The 17,625-nt window shown below is 71.5% G+C and carries 15 protein-coding genes and 1 pseudogene; 3 read left to right on the top strand and 13 right to left on the bottom strand.

Annotation, left to right across the window (positions count from 1 at the left end; translation table 11 throughout):
- Nucleotides 1-64 precede the first annotated feature (64 nt).
- From ABZ806_RS42650 to ABZ806_RS42615, 8 genes are all read right to left on the bottom strand, one after another.
- Complete coding sequence (locus ABZ806_RS42650) at nt 65-820, bottom strand: ATP-binding protein (RefSeq protein ID WP_500225043.1); 756 nt, start codon at nt 818-820, stop codon at nt 65-67.
- A 346-nt stretch (nt 821-1,166) separates the two neighbouring features.
- The gene (locus ABZ806_RS42645; RefSeq protein WP_500225039.1) at nt 1,167-1,364 is read right to left on the bottom strand and encodes a DUF397 domain-containing protein; all 198 of its coding nucleotides are present in this window, start codon (nt 1,362-1,364) and stop codon (nt 1,167-1,169) included.
- A gap of 5 nt (nt 1,365-1,369) precedes the next feature.
- On the bottom strand, nt 1,370-2,209 hold the full coding sequence (locus ABZ806_RS42640; protein WP_500225035.1) for a helix-turn-helix domain-containing protein: 840 nt from the start codon (nt 2,207-2,209) through the stop codon (nt 1,370-1,372).
- A 125-nt stretch (nt 2,210-2,334) separates the two neighbouring features.
- Nucleotides 2,335-2,574: a hypothetical protein gene (locus ABZ806_RS42635; protein WP_500225033.1), complete on the bottom strand. Its 240-nt coding sequence runs from the start codon at nt 2,572-2,574 to the stop codon at nt 2,335-2,337.
- Entirely contained in the window at nt 2,571-3,398 is an 828-nt protein-coding gene (locus tag ABZ806_RS42630) for an SAM-dependent methyltransferase (protein ID WP_500225031.1), read from the bottom strand. The genes ABZ806_RS42635 and ABZ806_RS42630 overlap by 4 nt, the downstream gene beginning before the upstream one ends.
- A 67-nt stretch (nt 3,399-3,465) precedes the next feature.
- Entirely contained in the window at nt 3,466-4,296 is an 831-nt protein-coding gene (locus ABZ806_RS42625; RefSeq protein ID WP_500225029.1) for an SAM-dependent methyltransferase, read from the bottom strand.
- Nucleotides 4,297-4,371: 75 nt separating this feature from the next.
- Entirely contained in the window at nt 4,372-5,202 is an 831-nt protein-coding gene (locus ABZ806_RS42620; RefSeq protein WP_500225027.1) for an SAM-dependent methyltransferase, read from the bottom strand.
- 104 nt (nt 5,203-5,306) lie between these two features.
- Nucleotides 5,307-8,354: an AfsR/SARP family transcriptional regulator gene (locus ABZ806_RS42615; protein WP_500225022.1), complete on the bottom strand. Its 3,048-nt coding sequence runs from the start codon at nt 8,352-8,354 to the stop codon at nt 5,307-5,309.
- Between the two features lie 697 nt (nt 8,355-9,051).
- Here ABZ806_RS42615 and ABZ806_RS42610 point away from each other — a divergent pair.
- Nucleotides 9,052-10,275: a hypothetical protein gene (locus ABZ806_RS42610; protein WP_500225018.1), complete on the top strand. Its 1,224-nt coding sequence runs from the start codon at nt 9,052-9,054 to the stop codon at nt 10,273-10,275.
- A gap of 163 nt (nt 10,276-10,438) precedes the next feature.
- Here ABZ806_RS42610 and ABZ806_RS42605 read toward each other — a convergent pair whose 3' ends face one another.
- Entirely contained in the window at nt 10,439-10,627 is a 189-nt protein-coding gene (locus tag ABZ806_RS42605; protein ID WP_500225014.1) for a hypothetical protein, read from the bottom strand.
- Nucleotides 10,624-12,750 (bottom strand): ATP-binding protein, encoded by a 2,127-nt coding sequence (locus ABZ806_RS42600; protein WP_500225012.1) that lies wholly within the window; start codon nt 12,748-12,750, stop codon nt 10,624-10,626. Before ABZ806_RS42600 ends, ABZ806_RS42605 begins: the two co-directional genes overlap by 4 nt.
- A gap of 279 nt (nt 12,751-13,029) precedes the next feature.
- Between ABZ806_RS42600 and ABZ806_RS42595 the strand changes: the two genes are divergently transcribed.
- Both ABZ806_RS42595 and ABZ806_RS42590 read left to right on the top strand, forming a co-directional pair.
- Nucleotides 13,030-13,404: a hypothetical protein gene (locus ABZ806_RS42595; RefSeq protein WP_500225008.1), complete on the top strand. Its 375-nt coding sequence runs from the start codon at nt 13,030-13,032 to the stop codon at nt 13,402-13,404.
- Between the two features lie 78 nt (nt 13,405-13,482).
- Nucleotides 13,483-14,310: an MBL fold metallo-hydrolase gene (locus ABZ806_RS42590; protein ID WP_500225005.1), complete on the top strand. Its 828-nt coding sequence runs from the start codon at nt 13,483-13,485 to the stop codon at nt 14,308-14,310.
- Here ABZ806_RS42590 and ABZ806_RS42585 read toward each other — a convergent pair.
- From ABZ806_RS42585 to ABZ806_RS42575, 3 genes and pseudogenes are all read right to left on the bottom strand, one after another.
- Complete coding sequence (locus ABZ806_RS42585; RefSeq protein ID WP_500225004.1) at nt 14,301-14,573, bottom strand: hypothetical protein; 273 nt, start codon at nt 14,571-14,573, stop codon at nt 14,301-14,303. The genes ABZ806_RS42590 and ABZ806_RS42585 overlap by 10 nt on opposite strands.
- A 1-nt stretch (nt 14,574) precedes the next feature.
- Nucleotides 14,575-17,187 carry an MFS transporter gene (locus tag ABZ806_RS42580; protein ID WP_500225001.1) on the bottom strand — a complete coding sequence of 871 codons (2,613 nt, stop codon included), beginning with the start codon at nt 17,185-17,187 and terminating at the stop codon, nt 14,575-14,577.
- Nucleotides 17,188-17,397: 210 nt separating this feature from the next.
- A pseudogene (locus ABZ806_RS42575) lies at nt 17,398-17,625 on the bottom strand (hypothetical protein); the annotation flags it as partial.

Here is a 17,625-nt window from a genome sequence, read left to right as displayed (position 1 = left end):
GCCGCCGCATGGCCAGCCCCCACGCCGGGCCATGCGGCGGCCGATCGTGCGGCCGTTGCCGGCCTCAGTCGTGCGCGGACTCCCAGAGCCGGACGAACTCCTCGCACACCTCGGTGATGTCGCAGACCGGGAGCTTGCCGGACTCGCCGGACGGGGCGCACCAGCGGAACGTCGCCGACTCGCACCAGACCGTCAGGTCGCCGGGCCCGCGGATGACGGAGACGCCGACCTCGTCGCCCGGCGTCAGGTCGTGGATGCCGCGCTGGACGAGCAGCGCGTGCAGGTCCTTCGTGGCGAGCCGCTCGTCGGTCCGCCAGGCGTACCGGCGGCGGCGCCCGGGGTGCGGGAGCGACAGCGCGAACCAGGTCGCCTTCCCGCGGACGGCCGGCGTCCGCAGCCGGGAGCGGGACGGGTGGTGCCCCCACCTGCCCCGGGTCAGCAGCTCGATGATCTCCAGGCCGCGGCCGTGTTCCAGCAGCGGGCCGGCGGGCGCCTGCGGCCGCCACGCGCGCAGCGTGTCGAACGCCTTGACGACCAGTTCGTCCCGGCCGCACGCGTCGGTGCGCTGGTAGACCCACAGTTCGGCGCCGGACGGGCCGTCGCCGGGCATGGCGTGCTGTAAGACGTTCGTCGCCAGCTCGCTGACCATGAGCGTGATGTCGTCGACGTCGCGGCTGGAGAGCCCGAGCGCGGGGAGCAGGCCCGTGATGTGGGCGCGCGCCACCCGCGCGATGGTGTCGTCCGGGGGCAGGGGCAGGGCCGCGCAACCGCCGTTCTCCAGCCTCCACGGAATCCCGCACGTCGTCGCGGCCTTCGTCATGGCGCCCACCTCGGGGGTTTACGGAGACATTCGCGATTCAGACATTCGCGGCTTGAACCTCCATGGTTCGCGACTCGCTATGTGTGAATCACAGATACCAGCTTCGCACATTTCTGGCCGACGGGGGCGGTACATCGCAAGGATCATGCGGGAGAAGTTGAGACGTTCACCGATGCGCCCGAAAGCGTCTAAAGCACGTCCTCCCGCGGTGCAAGAAACATGTACCGGCGGACCCGGGACGGCCGGCGCGCGGCGCTGTACCGTGGACGGCGCCTGAGAGAGGGCCGCACACATGAAGATCCCCCAGGGGTGCAGCCCTGGGGGATCCTGTGTGCGGCCCGGTCAGTCAGCGGTCGTACCTGCCGGCCCGCACGTCCTTCAGGAACGCGGCGAACACGGGCCGGGGCACCACGTGCGCCCCGGCCTCGGGCGTCCTGCTGTCGCGCAGCCCGGTGGCCGTCTCGAGGTCGGCGACCTCGACGCATCCCCCGTTGCTGCTCGCGCTCGCGGTGGCCTTGAACCACCGTGCCTGAGAGAGGTCCATGTGTCTTACTCCAGCTTCGCGATGAGTGTCTCCAGGTGGGCCGCGGTGCCGGCGGCGCTCAGCGCCGCCGCGCGGATCTCTTCGAAGATCTCGCCATAGGCCTCCACTTTCGCGGCGTCGTCGATCTCCTGGACCTCCTCGTCGTTCTCGAGGAAGACCATGGACGGCTCGCCGCCGGGGAAGTCGAAGATGTTGACCAGGGTCGACATGCCGGGGTGCAGGCCGTCCGACAGGCGCAGCAGCCGCAGCTCGACGTTCGGCCGCGCCGACATGGTCAGCAGGTGGCGCAGCTGGGCGCGGCGGTCGCCGGGGTCGCCCCACTCGTACAGCAGGGACGCCTCGGTGATCAGCGCGACCAGGGTCGGCGCGCTCTCGTCGCGGTCCAGGATCTGCTGCTTGCGCAGCCGGGCCCGCAGCGCCTGCTCGCGCCACTCCGGCGACTGCGTGCCGGACATCAGCAGCGCCTGCATGTACGGCAGGGTCTGCAGCAGCCCGGGGATGACCAGCGGCATGACCACCCGGATGCTCGACGCGTCCCCCTCGTAGCCGGGGAACTCGTTCTCGAAGACCTCCGGGTAGTCACGCCACCAGGCCCGCTGCCTGGCGCGCGACGCGAGTTCCTCCAGCTCGTCGAGGTCGCTGCCCGCGTAGATGCGCGCCAGGTCGCGGATGTCACTGAGCTCGGGACGAACCCAGTTGTTGGCCTCGAACCGGCCGACCTTGCCCCGTCCCCAGTTCAGCCGGTCGCAGACCTGGTTGGCCGTGTATCCGGCCTCGACGCGCAGATCCCGCAGGCGGCGCGCCAGCCCCCGTTTGGCAATGGTGGCGCCGTACGCCTCGCTCATCGGCGCCACCTCCCTTGACATACGGCCGGCATCAGCATACGCCTTCCGAATTTGTGAATCACAGATTTGGCCGGATCAGGAAGCGGATCACGACTCCCGTTGGTGAACGGCATCATGCGGGCGCCTCAGGACGCGGCCCGGTCGAACTCGCCCTTCCGCACGCCGTCCAGGAAGCAGGCCCATTCGTGCTCGTCGAACACCGAGATGAGCTGGCCGGACGTGCGCAAAAGCGTCCATTCTCCGACAAAAGCGACCTCGATGCCGACCTCGGCGCCGGCCTCGGTGCCGCCCTCGTCGCTCCCCGAGCGCTGCCAGTCCAGGGCGTCCGGATCGACGCCCAGTTCCTCCACCGTCGGCTTCTTCATGCTGTCTTCCTCGCTACACCGCAGTACGCCCACCGCGACCCATCACTGTCGGCGGCGTCAGGGTCCTCGGCCCCCCATTCGCCGATGTAGGCCACCTCGCGCCCCGCCTTGCCGTGCGGCGGGACGATCTCCAGCCCGTCGAAGAACCGGGTGACCTCCTCCCGCGTCCGCATGTGGACGGCCGCGGTGGACTTGGCGTACACGTCCCTGATCGTGCCGACCGCCCGGTCGGCCTGCCGGTCGTTGGTTCCGGCGGACAGCGCCAGGTAGCTGCCGGGCGCCAGCCGGTCCATGTACCCGCGGATCAGACCGTAGGGGTCGTCCTCGTCCGGCACGAAGTGGACCATCGCCACCAGCAGCAGGCCCACCGGCTGGTCGAGGTCGATCATCTTCCGGGTGACCTCGTGGTCGAACAGCGCGTCCGGCTCGCGGAAGTCGGCCGTGACGAACGCCGTTCCGGACGAGTCCGTCAGCAGCTTGTTCGCATGCACAGCCACGATCGGGTCGTTGTCGACGTAGAGCACCCGGGCGTCGGGCGCGACGTCCTGCGCCGCGTCGTGGGTGTTGTTCATCGTGGGCAGGCCCGCCCCGAGATCGATGAACTGCCGGATGCCGTGGTCGGCCAGCCAGCGCACCGAGCGCTGCAGGAAGCCCCTGTTCGCCCATGCCGCGTCGCCGGCCTCCGGCATGTTCGCCTTGACCTTGTCCGCGGCGGCACGGTCGACCTCGAAGTTGTCGGTGCCGCCGAGGTAGTAGTCGTACATTCGCGCTGGGCTGGGGACGGTGATGTCCACCCCGGGTGGAGCCTGCTCGATGTCGCTCACTGCTTTGCCTCCATCACCGCATCAGGGGAAGTGCCCGCTGTGCGCGGGTACGCGATCGTCGGCTTCGTCATGCTGTCTTCTTCGCCACAGCGCAGTAGCCCCAGCGAGAGCCGTCTGAATCCGCATCGTCGGCGTCGACGGCGCCCCATTGCCCCACGTAGCAGATCTCCGCGGGCGCGTGGTCGTACGGCGGGACGATCTCCAGGCCGTCGAAGTAGCGCTCGATCTCCGTGCGACTCCGGGGGAAGCCGCCGGGGGACGACGAGCCTGCGTACACGTTCCGCACCGTGTCGACGGCCCGGTCGATCTGGCGCTCGCTGGTGATGGCGGACAGCGCCAGGTAGCTGCCCGGCGCCAGCCGGCTCACGTACTGCCGCACGAGCCCCCACGGGTCCTCGTCCTCCGGCACGAAGTGGGTCACCGTCACCAGCAGCAGCCCCACCGGCTGCGAGAAGTCGATCATCGCCCGGGTCTCCTCGTGCCCGAGCAGCCCCTCGGGGTCGCGGAAGTCCGCGGTGATGAACGCCGTCCCCGACGCCCCTTCCAGGAGGGACTTCGCGTGCACGGCGACCATCGGGTCGTTGTCGACGTACAGGATCCGGGCGTCGGGCGCGACCTTCTGCACCGCGTCATGGGTGTTGTTGCCCGTCGGCAGGCCGGCGCCGATGTCGATGAACTGCCGGATGCCCTGCTCGGCCAGCCACCGCACCGAACGCTGGAGAAAACCACGGTTCGCCCACGCCGCGTCCTCCAGATCGGGCATCTGCGCGCGGACCTTCTCGACCGCCTCGCGGTCGACCGCGAAGTTGGCCGAACCGCCGAGGATGTAGTCGTACATCCGAGCCGGGCTGGGGACCGTTCCGTCCACCCCGGGGGGAACCTGCTCGATGTCGCTCACTGATTGGCCTCCATCGCCGTATCTCTGGATGAGCCCGCCGGGTCTTCCACGGTCGGCCTCCTCACTCTGGCTTCCTCACTCCGGCTTCCTCGCCACAGCCGCATAGCCGAGCCGCGAGCCGTCACTATCCGCCGCGACAGGGTCCTCAACACCCCACTCACCGAGGTGGCACACCTCCGCGGGCGCGCCCTTGTACGGCGGGACGATCTCCAGGCCGTCGAAGAACCGCTCGATCTCCGCGCGGGGCCGGGGGAAGGCCCCGCCGGACGACGACCTGGCGTACACCCGCGCGACCTTGTCGATCTCCTCACCGGCCTGCCGGTCGCTCCTGATCGCGGACAGGGCCAGGTGGCTGCCGGGCGCGAGCCGGGCCATGTACCGCTGGATGAGGCCCCACGGGTCGTCCTCGTCTGCGACGAAGTGGGTCACCGTCACCAGCAGCAGCGCCACCGGCCGCGTGAAGTCGATCACCGCCCGGGTCTCCTCGTGCCCGAGCAGGCCGTCGGGGTCGCGGAAGTCGGCGGTGATGAACGCCGTCCCCGGCACGCCTTCGAGCAGCGCGTTCGCGTGGATCGCCACCAGCGGGTCGTTGTCGGCGTACAGGATCCGCGCGTCGGGCGCGACCGACCGCGCCACGTCATGCGTGTTGTCGCCCGTCGGCAGGCCGGCGCCGATGTCGATGAACTGCCGAATACCCTGCTCGGCCAGCCACCGCACCGAACGCTGCAGGAAATGACGGTTCGCCCATGCCGCTTCTTCCAGGTCAGGCATGTGCGCGCGGACTTTCTGCACGGCCTCGCGATCGACCGCGTAGTTGGCCGAACCGCCGAGGATGTGGTCGTACATTCGGGCCGGGCTGGGGACGGTGATGTCCACCCCCGGTGGAGCCTCCTCGATGTCGCTCACCGTTTCGCCTCCATTGCCGCATCTTGTGATGCACGAATTATGAAGCAACCCGTCCAGGCGATGCGATGCTTCGGTGGCGAACGGTCCGGTCGGCGGGGGCCTGATCAGGCGGAAACACCGTCCATCATCTGGAGCCGGATCGCGATCGCCCTGGCCTCGGGAACACCGAGCCGCTCGAACAGGTCGAGCGCCTGCCGCCAGTGGATCCGCGCCGCATCGGGCCCGCGAAGCTGCAGAAGCGCGGCCGCGATCCCCTCGTGCGCCTTTCCCTCGTGGTACGGGTCGCTGATACCGCGCGCGACCGACAGCGCCTCCCGGTAATGATCGAGCGCCGCCGCGGCGCGCCCGGTGCCAAGGTGCGCGTCCGCGATTCCCTGCACAGCCCTCACGCGCTGGTAAGGGTCTTCTATCTCCTGCGCACTCCGTTCGGCCTTCTGATGATGGACGAGCGCCTCCGCCGGACGTCCCATCAGCAGATAGGTGACCCCCAGACTGTTGAGGACGTCGGCGATGTTCCGCCGGTCCCCCGCCGTTCGGAAAACGGCGATCGCCTCTCGGTGACAGCGCAGTGCCTCACCGTAGTTTCCTTTGTACTGGTGAACGTTCCCGATGTTGTTCTGCAGAATGGCGCGGCGGTACTCCCCGACATCGCCGAACACGCGACCGGATTCCTCGTAGTGCCGGATGGCGTCGCGGTGGTAGCCGCGCTGGCGCTGGATCTCACCGAGGTTGTTGTGCGCCATCGCGGCGCCGCGCTCGTCCCCGGCCAGCTGGAATCCGTCCAGCGCGGAGCGGAGGTGCGCGATGGCCTCCGGGAAGCGGCCGAGTTGCCCGAGGGCGATCCCGGCGTGCCCGAGCGCATCGGCCTCGCCGCGCCGGTCGCCGGCCCGCCGGTACAGCGCCTGCGCCTCCCGGTGGTGCGCGAGGGCCTCACGGAATCGGGCGGTCTGCCAGAAGCAGATGCCCATGCGGTCCAGTGCCTCGGCGGCGGCGCGCGGGTCACCCGTGGCGCGGGTGAGCATGAGGGCCTCTTCCGCCAGGTTCAGCGCTTCCGCGATGTGCCCCCTGCGTGCCTTCGTCTCGCTCAGTGCCAGCAGGGTCAGTGCCGTGGAACCGGCGTCCCCGAGTTCACGCGCGGCCTGGAGTGCCTCTTCCTGGGCCTCGGCCGCGTGCTCGTAGTGCCCGTGCTCCTCCAGGAACGCCGAGAGCGACTGCACGAGCCGGACGCCGTGCTGCCGCCATTCGTGCTCGATGGCGTGATGCGCGAGGAACAGGCCGTTGCGCCATTCGGTCTCCAGCCACCTGCGCGCGTCCTGCTCCTCACCGCTGTCCTCGCCGACGTCGTCGAGCGGTGCCGCGGGCCGGTGCCGGTGGGGATACCGGACGCGGTCCGCGCGGTCGGCGCGGGCGAGGTAGTGGCTCAGCAGCCGTCCGACGGCACGCCTGCGGTCCGCGCTCGACTCCTCGGCGAACGCCCGGGCCCGCGCGAAGGCCCGGACCAGGTCGTGCATGCGCAGTCGCCCGGGGACGAACTCGTGGACGAGATGGTGGTCGAGCAGCGCCTCGACGGCCTCCCGCGCGACCTCGTCCGGTACGCCGCTCACGACGGAGACGACGCACGCGTCCGTCTCCGGGCACGGCGTCAGGCCAAGGCGGCGGAACACCATCCGCTGATCGCCGGTGAGCGCGCGGTAGGAGAGCTCGAACGCCGCCTCCGCGAGGCCCTCCCCGTCCTCGGCGCCGGCCTCGTCGTGGTGGAACATGCCGGCGGCGGCACGTCCGGCGGCCACGCGGAGCGCCACCGGGAGCCGGCCGCACCGGCGGACGATGGCGTCGACGTCGACGTCCCGCAGGTGCCCGGCGATGCCGCGGACGAGGGCGCGGGCCGCGTCCACCCCGAGGACGTCGAGGCGCACGTAGCTCGCGCCGGGGAGCCCGGACAGGCGGCGCCTGGCCGTCACGAGGAAGCGGGCGGACCGCGCCGTGAGGATCGCCCGGATCTGCCGGACGTCCGTCGCGTCGTCCAGCACGACGATCGCCCGCCGGCGTTCCATCTCCTGCCGCCACAGCACCGCCCGGTCCGCGAGCCCGGCCGGGATGCGTCGCGCCGGGACGTTCAGCAGCCGCAGCAGTTCGGCGAGCGCCGCATGCGGCGACAGCGGCGGGAGCTCCGGATCGTGGCCGCGCAGATGCAGGTAGAGCCGGACGTCGGGATAACGGTGGGCGAGGGCCCGCGCGGCCCGGACGGCGAGCGCGCTCTTGCCGACGCCCGCCAGGCCGGTGATGACGGAGACGCGGTGGGCGCGGTCCGTGAGTGCGCCGAGTTCGTCGTCGCGTCCGGTGAAGTCGTCGATGTCCGGCGGCAGGGAGTCGGGCGGTGCACCCTCGGGTCGCGGCGTCGCGGCCAGGCCGACGTCCCTGCGCAGTATCCGCTCATGGAGTTCGCGGAGGCCGGGCCCCGGGTCGGTGCCGTTCTCCTCGACGAGCAGCGTTCGCACGCGCCCGTAGACGGCCAGCGCGTCGGACGGCCGGTCGCACCGGTACAGCGCCGTCATGAGCAGGCCCGCGACCTTCTCGTCGAACGGATGCGCGGCGGTGAGCCGGACCAGTTCACCGACCACCTCGGCGTGCAGCCCGAGCCGCAGTTCCGTGTCGACGCGCTCCAGGACGGTCGCGTGGAACTCCTCCTCCAGGCTCACGCGCATGTGCCGGGCCCAGTCGCCGGGCAGCCCCGCGAGCGGCTCCCCCTGCCACAGCCCCGCGGCCTCGCGGAGCAGTTCGCGGGCCTCCTCGTCGTCCCCGCTCTCCGCGATGGCCCGCGCCTGCCGGCACAGCCGCCGGAACCGGTGCAGATCGACGGCATCGGTGTCGACGGCGAGCACGTACCCCGCCGGATCGTGCCGGAGCAGCGGCGCGCCCGTCCCCCGGAGCCGGCGGCGCAGCCGCGACAGGTAGCTCGTCAGCGTCGCGCGGGCGTGCTCCGGCCGCCCGTCCGCCCCCCAGATCCGCGCGGCCAGCGTGTCCGCCGGCACCGGACGCCCACAGTCCACCGCGAGGACGGCGAGCGCGCACCGCTCCTTCGGCGAGCCGAGCGCCACCCGCCGCCCGTCCACGGCGATCCCGACCGCCCCGAGGAGCGTGACCTCCTCCATCTTTCCCTCCGTGCGCCTGCCCCCTCCCCCCTTTTGGACGATGACACGGCAATTGCGCACTTACCAGCCTCGGCACCGCCCCGCCCGGCACGCCCCGCCGGGTTCCGTCAAACAGCTGTTTGATTAATGCGAATCGGACACGAACGAGTACAATAACCGCCCGTCACACACCGGATGTCTTTTTCAGTGAAACTTTCCTTGGACATCGGGGACGATCTCCAAAAGACACCACGAGCTGCCTGAATCACCTCTAGGCTGGCAAAGTCCCCCGAATCGCCGAGGGAGCCAAGAGACAGCGAATGCACGAGCAATATGCACGTGCATCGACACGTGCGCTAAAGCATCCAACAACCACGATGGAGTGGAAAAGTCAGATGTTCGTAGCCGCTATGTATCTCATACCTGCCATCTGCAACATCTACATGTGGTAGGCCGCGGGTTCCGGGCAGAGGCCGGAACCCGCGTCCACCCTCCACCACCCCCAGGCCGTCCGCAAACGCCGCTCGGGCCGCCGCCTTGTTGATCTGCGGCGTGTTGTTGTTTTCGGGGCGCTCATAACAACAACACGCCGCAGGTCAACGGAGTTGGGGTGGGCTAGCTGGGGTGCAAGGGGGGCGTCCAGGGAGTTGCAAGGTAGTCGTCCAGGGGGTGTGCGCACCTTTGGCCTTGTCGTTGGGTCGACGGGCAGGAGGGTGTGATGACGGGCGACGGGTGGTCCATCGGGCCGTTCGGGCTGGACGGGAACAAGGGGGCTACGCTTTCCGGGCTGCGGACCGTGTTGATGGTCGTGCACCATTTGACGGCGGCTACGCGGCTTGCGGACGTGGCGCCGCTGGTGGAACGGGATCGGCGGATCCAGACGGTGTACACGGTGGCGCCGTCGTCGGCGCTCGCGGCGGGGACGGCGCGGCATCTGGCGGCGTCCGGGGCGCTGACCATTCCGTTCGCGCAGGCGGCGCAGACGCGGTTCGATCTGGCGGTCGCGGCGGGGGACGGCGCGCTGGAGCGCGTCCACGCGCCGGTGCTGATGCTCCAGCACGGGATGGGGCCGGGGAAGCTCGCGCGGCGCTGGGACGGGGCCGGGCCGCCGGCCGCCCGGCCGGTGGCGGGGATGCGGCGGGAGGCGTTCGTCGCGGGCGGGCGGGTCGTTCCGTCGGTGCTCGCGCTGGCGCATGAGGAGCATCGGTGCGCGCTGGCGCGGGTCTGCCCGGAGGCGCTGCCCGTCGTTCGAATTGTGGGCGACATCGCGTTCGATCGGCTGTGCGCCGGGCTCTCGTTGCGGGAGCGGTATCGGGCCGCGTTCGGGGACGGGGTCGGGGACGGGCGGCGTCTCGTGGTGGTCTCCTCGACATGGGGGCCGCAGGCGCTGCTCGGGCGGCATCGCGACCTGGTCAGGCGGCTCGTGGCCGAGCTGCCGGACGAGTACCGCATCGTGGTGGCCGTCCATCCGGTGACGTGGGGTTTCCACGGTTTCCGGCAGTTGCGGGCCTGGTTCGACGACTGCCTGCGGCTCGGGGTGGGCCTGCTGCCGTTCGAGGAGGGGTGGCGGGCCGCGATCGCGGCGGCCGACCTGGTGATCGGGGATCATGGGTCGGTTTCCGTGTATGCGGCGGCTTCGGGTGTTCCGGTGCTGCTCGGGGCGTTTCCGGAGGGGGACGTCCTGCCCGGGTCGCTCAGCGATCTGCTGGGACGGCGCGTCCCGCATCTGATGCCGGAGCGGCCGCTGCTCGATCAGGTGAGGTGTGCGATGGGCCGTCCGGCGGCGGTGGAGCTGCGGGGCCGGCTGACCTCGGAGCCGGGGCGGGCGGCCGTCCTGCTGCGCCGGGAGATGTACGCGCTGATGGGTCTCGCGGAACCCGCCGAGCCGCCGGAGACGGACCCTCCTCCGCTGCCCGAGCCGATCGGGAGCCGGACGATATGAGCGGCGCGTGGGTGGTGCGGGTCTGGCTGACCGCGTCCGATGGGGTGGTGATGAGTCGGCGGCCGGCGGGTGATTGCGGGCCTTCGCCCGAGCGTCTGGTGGACGAGCACCTCGTGGTGGAGGGTGCGGACAATCCGTGGGCGCCGGTCGCGGACGTGCTCGTTCACCGCGCGGGGGTGCGGCCGGTCGAGTTCCATGGGCTGGTCGCGTGCGCGGTCGAAGCGGGCAGATGCGTCATCAGCGCGCGGGGTGAGCGGGATGTCGTGGTCGCCGGAATGCCGTCCGCGGCGGTGTGGATCGCGTCGGTCGCGCATGCGCGGCTGGTCTCCGGGCGGAGGCTCGGTGCGCTCACGTCCCCTGGAGCCGGCCCCGGATCGTGCGGGCCTGGTAGGAGCCCAGTTCCTCGTAGATAGCGGCGGCCTGTTCGAGGTGGTCGCGTTCGGCGGCGGTGTCGTTCCGGCGGGCCGCGAGCAGGGCGCGCGTGACATGGACGGTCGCCAGGGAGTGCCGGGCGTCCACCCGGACGGCGGCGTCGCGGGCGGTGTCGAGGACATCGCCCGCGGCGGCGTCGCGGCCGGTGTCGATGAGTGCGCCGGCCAGGGCGGTGAGCGTCCGGGCCAGGTTGTAGTCGTCGCCGCGTCCCGCGAAGAAGTCCCGTGCCGCGTGCAGGTGTTCGACCGCCTCGGCGGGACGGCCGTCGCGGACGAGCGTCTCACCGAGGCGGCGCGTCATCATCGCCACGCCGCGCGCCGGGTCCACCGAGGCGCGCCTGCTCACTTCCAGTGCGCGGGTGAAGGTCTCGATGGCTTCGCCGAGCTGGTCCTGCGCCAATTGGGCGACGCCGAGGCGCTCCAGGGCCGCTCCTTCACCGTCGGTGTGGCGCGCGGCCTGTTCGAGGGCGAGCGCTTCACGGCTGAGCCGTGCGGCCTCGGTGAACTCCCCGAGGTTCAGCCGCGCGGTCGCCAGCGCTTCGAGCATCCGCGCACGGGCGAGGGGGTCGCCGAGTGCGGTGGCGGACGCGAGACCCAGTTCGTGGGTTTCGATCCAGACCACGTAATGCTTGCGGAAGACCACGACGCCCCACAGTGCCTCGCACAGTTCCCACGTCTCGCGGTGGAGGCCGCGCCGGTGCGCCTCGGCGACCATGTCACGCAGGGTGGGGAGCACGCCCTCCAGCCAGGCGATCGCCTCGACGGTGCCCGGAAACGAGACCGCGGGTGGACGGTCGTACGCACGCCCCAGGTGCCACCGGTCGGGGATGATGACGTGGTCGGCGGCGACGGCCATGCGCAGGTAGTGGTCGAGCAGGCGCTGGAACGCGCTTGCCCGTTCGTCGTCTGATTCCGCGACCGTCCGGGCATGCAGGTGGGCCAGGTCGTGGAAGAGGTAGGTGCCGCCGGGGGCGGCGTCCACCAGGTTGGCGTCGATGAGGACATCAAGGTCGCCTGCGGGGTCGCCGCCGGCCAGCGCGGCCACGGCCGGGGCCGCGAACCGGCCGTTCGGATGGACGCTGAGCAGCCGGTACAGCCGGGCCGCGGACGGCGGCAGATCGCGGTAGGTGACGTCGAAGACGGCCTGCACGGACAGATCCTCCTCGCCGAAGACGGCCAGCCGGTTCCGCTCGTCGGCCAGCTCGCCGACGAGCCGCTCGATGCGCCAGTGCCCGCGCGTCGCCAGCCGCGCCGCGGACGTGCACAGCGCCAGCGGAAGCCGCCCGCACAGCGTCGCCAGCGACCGGACGGCCTGCGGTTCGGCGCCCGTCCGGCCGCTGCCGAGCATCCGGTCGAGCAGCTGGACGGCGCCGTCCTCGTCCAGCGGGTCGAGCGGCAGGAAGGAGGCGCCGTCGACCGCGAGGCCGGGCAGCCGCCGCCGGGACGTCACCACCACCATGGACGGGCCGCGCCCCGGCAGCAGCGGACGCACCTGGGCCGCGGACGCGGCGTCGTCCAGCATGATGATCAGCCGCCTGCCCGCGGTGACGCTGCGGTAGAGCGCGGCCTGCTCGTCGGCGTCGGCGGGCACCGCCTCGGGGGCGACGCCGAGCGCCCGCAGGAAGCGGCCGAGGGATTCGCTCGGCGGCGCGGGCGCCCCGGCGGAGAAGCCGCGCAGGTCGGCGTAGAGCTGCCCGTCGGCGAACCCGTCGGCGACGCCGTGCAGCCAGGCCAGCGCCACCGAGGTCTTCCCGACGCCGCCGACCCCGCTGATCACCGTGACTCCGGGCGCTCCGCCGTCCCGGACGGCGTCGCTCAGCCGGCCGAGGACGCCCATCTCGCTGACGCGGTCGGTGAAGTAGGGGCGGGACGCGGGCAACTGCGCGGGCACCGCCGGATATCCGGTGCCCGGGGCGGCGGTGCGCAGGTGAATGCCGCCGTGTACGACGCCCGCCTGGACGACCGAACCGGACACGTCCGCGGCGACCTCATTTCGCAATGACGGCCGTCCCGTCCGCCATTCCCCGGTATCGCCTTCGGTCAAGGGAGCCACTCCGCAAGGGCAAGGAACTTCCGAATCCGGGTCAACATAACCCGGCGCCCCGGCGGCGGCAAGACGATCACGCCTTTGTAGCCCGTCCGGCCTCGATATATGGCGACCAAATCAGCCATCGGCCGACACGTCGATTATGAGGACGATGCGGCGGGAATGCGCAGATGGAGTGAACCTCTGCCGCCCCAAGCGACCCAGTTGTAACTCCTCACCATGCGTTGCTTGTCAACGTCTGGTCAAGGGTCGCCCACGCGTGATGCACTGTCCGCCATGACAGATCCCATGACCGTCGCCATCGCCACCGCCATGGCCGGCAAGGCCGTCGAGGTCGCCGGTGAACCGGTCCGCGCCGCCGTCGCGGAAATCTGCCGGCGGGTCCGGGAGCGGTTCCGCGGACGCCCGGCAGACCAGGAGGCCCTCGCCCGGGCGGCGGCCGAGCACGGCGAGCGGCCCGAGGTGCTCGAAGGGGTCATGCGGCGGTTCCTGGACGAGGATCCCGCCTTCCGCGCCGAGCTCGAAGCGATCTGGCAGCAGGCCCACACGAACGCGAGCGCGGCGGACGACGGGGTCGTCAACGTCTTCACCGGCCGGGCCGAGAAGGTCGTCCAGCTCCGGGACGTCCAGGGCGACCTCAACATCGGCTGACGGCAGGATTCGGCGCCGTCCCCCCGGGCATCACGGGTCCTCAGAGGACGTCCGGGCCAGGCAGAGGGGGGAACGAACATGAAGACCGCACCGGAACTCGCGCTGCGGCAGGTCACGATGCAGTTCATCGGCAACGCCACGGCGCTGCTGCGCTGCGGGCCGTTCACGCTGCTGACCGATCCCAACTTCCTGCACCGCGGGCAGCGCGCCTACCTCGGGGCCGGGCTCTCGTCCAGGCGGCTGACCGAGCCCGCGCTGCGCATCGAGGAGCTGCCGCGCCTGGACGCCGTCGTCCTGTCCCACCTGCACGGCGACCACTGGGACCGGGTCGCCCGCGCGAAGCTCGACCGGGGCCTGCCGATCATCACCACACCGCACGCGGCCCGCCGGCTCCAGGGCTGGCACCGGTTCCGGCACGCGGTCGGGCTGCGCACCTGGGAGTCGCAGACGATGGTGAAGGACGGCGCCCTGCTGCGGATCACCTCGATGCCGGGACGGCACGCGCCCGGCCCGGCCCGCCTGCTGCTGCCCCCGGTGATGGGCAGCCTGCTGGAGTTCGGCCCGGCCACCGGCGAGGTGCAGTACCGCCTCTACATCACCGGCGACACGCTGATGTACGACGAGATCCACCAGATCGCCCGCCGCAACCGGAACATCGATCTCGCCATCCTGCACTTGGGCGGCACCAAGCTGCCCGGCGGCATCATCGTCACGATGGACGGCGCGCAAGGCGCCGACCTGTTCGAGACGATCCGCCCTGGACGAGCGGTCCCCGTCCACTACAACGACTACGGCGTGTTCAGTTCGCCCCTGGACGATTTCCGCCGCGAGATGGAGCGCCGGGGCTTCGGCGACCAGGCGACCTACGTCGAGCCCGGCCAGAGCCACACGTTCACTCAAGCCTGACGCCGGCCTACCCGGTCGCGTTTCGCTCGGTCTTGTAGCGCGCGGGCCATGCGCAGCGGGAACAGGCCGAGGAGGGGCGCACGGCGCCCCAGGTCGTCGGTGTCCTTGCGGTCGAATGCGCGCGCGTACCGCGCCGCCTGGGACGCGGTGCCGTACTCCTTCGCGCCCCCGGCCCCGCATTCGCGCACGCACGACCAGCGCATCGTGGTGCCCTCGGCGGTGAAGGCGTAGTCGTGTCCGAAGATCCGGCAGGCCAGGGTCACGTCATGCCTCCGGGTTCGCGTCGCCGTTGGTCTCGGGCGGCCCGTACCGGTTGCGTGCGAGCGGCCGGGCCCGTCCCTCGTGGACGGCCTCGCGCAGCGCGGCGCGGAACCGTCCCGGCCCCCAGTAGCGTGCGCCGACCATCTCGGCGAGCCGGGTGCGGGGCGTCGGCCCGTGCTCGGCCAGCGCCTGCGCGATGGCGGTGACCTCCCGGTCGAGGGCGATATCGGCGCCGGACTCCCAGTCGGTCGTCCATCCGGTCATCATGGTCGGCGAGTAGAACGCCCGCCCCGGGCCGGGCCGGAACCGGCGCAGCCCCGTGGGCCGCTCCCGTTCGCGGCGCAGCACGCGCTCGCGGATGCGCGCGTCGCGTTCGCGCGCCGCCCGTTCCCGTTCGGCCGCCTCGGCGCGCTCGCGGTCCGCCTGCTCGGCCGAGCCCGACTCGGCCGCCAGCGACCGCGCGGCGGAGCGGTGCTGCGCGGCCTCCATCCGGTCGGCGGCCGACTCGGCGCGCATCCGGTGGAGGCCGGCCTGCCGCTCATGCTCGGCCGCGGCCGCGTCGTCGCGCCGGGCGCGGGACGCGTGCGCGCGGGCCAGTTCGGTGTGCATGTGCTCCCACGCGTCGTAGGTCTCGGCCTGGTCGCGGGCGATCTCGGCCTCGATGCCGTCCAGGGCCTCGGCGCGGGCGCGGGTCTCCGCGGCCATCGCGCGCTGCTCCCCGGCCCGTGCCCGCTCGGTCGCCGCCTCCGCGAGGGCCGCGTGCAGCTCGGAGTCGGCCCGGTCGCCGGCGGACAGCGCCTCCGCCCGCTCCCGCAGCGCGCGGGCCCGCTCGTCCGCCGCCGCGGCGCGGTCGAGGGCGGACGCGCGCTCGGCGTCGTTCCCGGCCCGCTCGGCGGCGGCGCGCTCGTCGTGGGCTGTCGCCTCCTCCGCGAGGCGCTCGGCGTCCCACTCGGCGATCTGCGCGAGGACCTCCTCGACGCGCAGCCGTTCACGGACGTCGTCGTCCTCCTCCGCGCGCGGCGCCAGCTCGTGGATGACGGCGCGGTGCTCGGCGGCGCGCGCCCGCGTCTCCTCGGCGTGCCGCCGCGCCTCCAGCGCCGCGCGGTGCCCGGGGCCGCCGCCCGCCTTCGCCTCCGCCGCCTTCCCCGCGGGCCGCTCCTGCTCCTCTTCGGCTTCGTGGACGGTCAGCGGCTTGGCGATGTTCTCCAGCGACGCCCGTTCGGCGCGGACGCCGAAGAGCAGCTCGGCGATGCCGCCCAGCGCCATGATGACGGCGCCGATGAAGAACCCGATCGCGACGTTGCCGATCACACCGCTGTCGATCATCCGGCCGAAGATGAGCGGCCCGGAGATGCCGCCGACCGCCGTGCCGATCGCGTAGAAGAACGCGATGGCGAGCGCCCGCGTCTCCATCGGGAAGATCTCGCTGACCGTCAGGTAGGCGGAGCTGGCACCGGCGGACGCGAAGAAGAACGTCACGGCGACCAGCGCGATGAACGTCCAGTTCGTCAGTACCTCGGTCGTCAGGAAGATGCCGAGCAGGATGGTCAGCACGGCCGAGATGAAGTACGTCCCGGAGATCATCGGCTTGCGGCCGACGGTGTCGAACATCCGGCCGAGCAGCAGCGGGCCGAGGAAGTTGCCGATCGCGAACAGGGCGATGTAGTACGGCACCGCCCCCGACGCCACGTCGAAGTACTTGCTCAGGATCGTGCCGAGGTCGAACGTCACCGCGTTGTAGAGGAACGCCTGCCCGACGAACAGCGCGAACCCGAGCGTCGCCCGCTTCGGGTAGATCTTCACCGCCACCTGGGCGATCTCCCGGAACGGGATGGCCTTGCGCTGCCGGACGGTGAGGCTCTCGCCCGGTTCCGCCAGGTCCCCGGCGGTCTCCCGGCGCACCTCGGTCTCGATGCCGTCGACGATCCGCTCCGCCTCGTCCTGCCGGCCGTGGATGAACAGCCAGCGCGGGCTCTCCGGGACGTGCCGCCGGACGAGCATGATCGCGAGGCCGAGCACGGCGCCGACGCCGAAGGCCAGCCGCCAGCCGAAGTCCTGCGCGAAGATCGAGGTGTTCAGGAAGAACAGCGCGGCGAGGGCACCGCCCGCGGACCCCACCCAGTAGCTGCCGTTGATCGCGAGGTCGACGCGGCCGCGGGCGCGGGCCGGGATCAGCTCATCGATCGCGGAGTTGATCGCCGCGTACTCGCCGCCGATGCCCATCCCGGTGACGAACCGGCACGCGAAGAAGAACCACGGCGCGAACGCGAACGCGGTCGCCACCGTGGCGACGATGTAGACGACGAGCGTGAGGATGAACAGCCTCTTGCGTCCGAACCGGTCGGTGAGCTGCCCGAAGAACAGCGCGCCGAGGCACGCGCCGGTGACGTAGATCGCCGCCGCGACACCGATGTCGCCGGGCGACATGTGCACGCCGCTGCCCTGCTCCGTCAGCCGCGCCGCGACGGACCCGACGATGGTGACCTCGAGGCCGTCGAGGATCCACACCGTCCCGAGGCCGACGACGACCATCCAGTGGAAGCGCGACCAGGGCAGCCGGTCCAGGCGCGCCGGGATCCGCGTGGTGATCGTCCCCAAGCGCGTATCAGCCGTCATGCGGTCAGCCCTCCCACGAACCGGTGGTCGATCACGACCGGGCGAATCATCGGTAGGGCTACCCGTCAGCCGGATATCACACCTCTGCGCCCCGACAAGGTCAAGAAAGGCCGAAATCACGCGAAATGATGCGGAGGATGCGAAAGGCGCCCGCGGTGGCGGGCGCCTCTCCGATCGGGGTCACTCGATGTCGGTCGGGGGCATTCGGGGTCACTTGAGGAACGGGAGCCTTTCGACCAGGCGGGTCGTGCTCCACCAGCGGCCGAGGCCCAGGGTGTCGCCGGCGCTGACCAGGGCCAGTCCGACGATCAGGATCGCGTAGACGATGTGGTCGTCCATGAACAGGTTGTTCTCCGGGGGCAGGACCGCCGTCCACATCAGGACCAGCAGTGCCGCGCCGCCGGCGGCGGCGACCCGCATCCCGATGCCGAGGATCAG

Origin of the sequence: Spirillospora sp. NPDC047418, from assembly GCF_040643275.1 — a bacterium.
Lineage (GTDB): Bacteria > Actinomycetota > Actinomycetes > Streptosporangiales > Streptosporangiaceae > Spirillospora.
Note: the sequence above shows the minus strand (reverse complement) of the source record. Positions and strands in the feature narration are given on the sequence as shown.

What these genes read in the sequence shown, in the direction of transcription:
- ABZ806_RS42650 (WP_500225043.1), bottom strand. Translation starts at nt 820, where the DNA reads ATGACGAAGGCCGCGACGACGTGCGGGATTCCGTGGAGGCTGGAGAAC.
- ABZ806_RS42645 (WP_500225039.1), bottom strand. Translation starts at nt 1,364, where the DNA reads ATGGACCTCTCTCAGGCACGGTGGTTCAAGGCCACCGCGAGCGCGAGC.
- ABZ806_RS42640 (WP_500225035.1), bottom strand. Translation starts at nt 2,209, where the DNA reads ATGAGCGAGGCGTACGGCGCCACCATTGCCAAACGGGGGCTGGCGCGC.
- ABZ806_RS42635 (WP_500225033.1), bottom strand. Translation starts at nt 2,574, where the DNA reads ATGAAGAAGCCGACGGTGGAGGAACTGGGCGTCGATCCGGACGCCCTG.
- ABZ806_RS42615 (WP_500225022.1), bottom strand. Translation starts at nt 8,354, where the DNA reads ATGGAGGAGGTCACGCTCCTCGGGGCGGTCGGGATCGCCGTGGACGGG.
- ABZ806_RS42610 (WP_500225018.1), top strand. Translation starts at nt 9,052, where the DNA reads ATGACGGGCGACGGGTGGTCCATCGGGCCGTTCGGGCTGGACGGGAAC.
- ABZ806_RS42595 (WP_500225008.1), top strand. Translation starts at nt 13,030, where the DNA reads ATGACAGATCCCATGACCGTCGCCATCGCCACCGCCATGGCCGGCAAG.
- ABZ806_RS42590 (WP_500225005.1), top strand. Translation starts at nt 13,483, where the DNA reads ATGAAGACCGCACCGGAACTCGCGCTGCGGCAGGTCACGATGCAGTTC.
- ABZ806_RS42580 (WP_500225001.1), bottom strand. Translation starts at nt 17,187, where the DNA reads ATGACGGCTGATACGCGCTTGGGGACGATCACCACGCGGATCCCGGCG.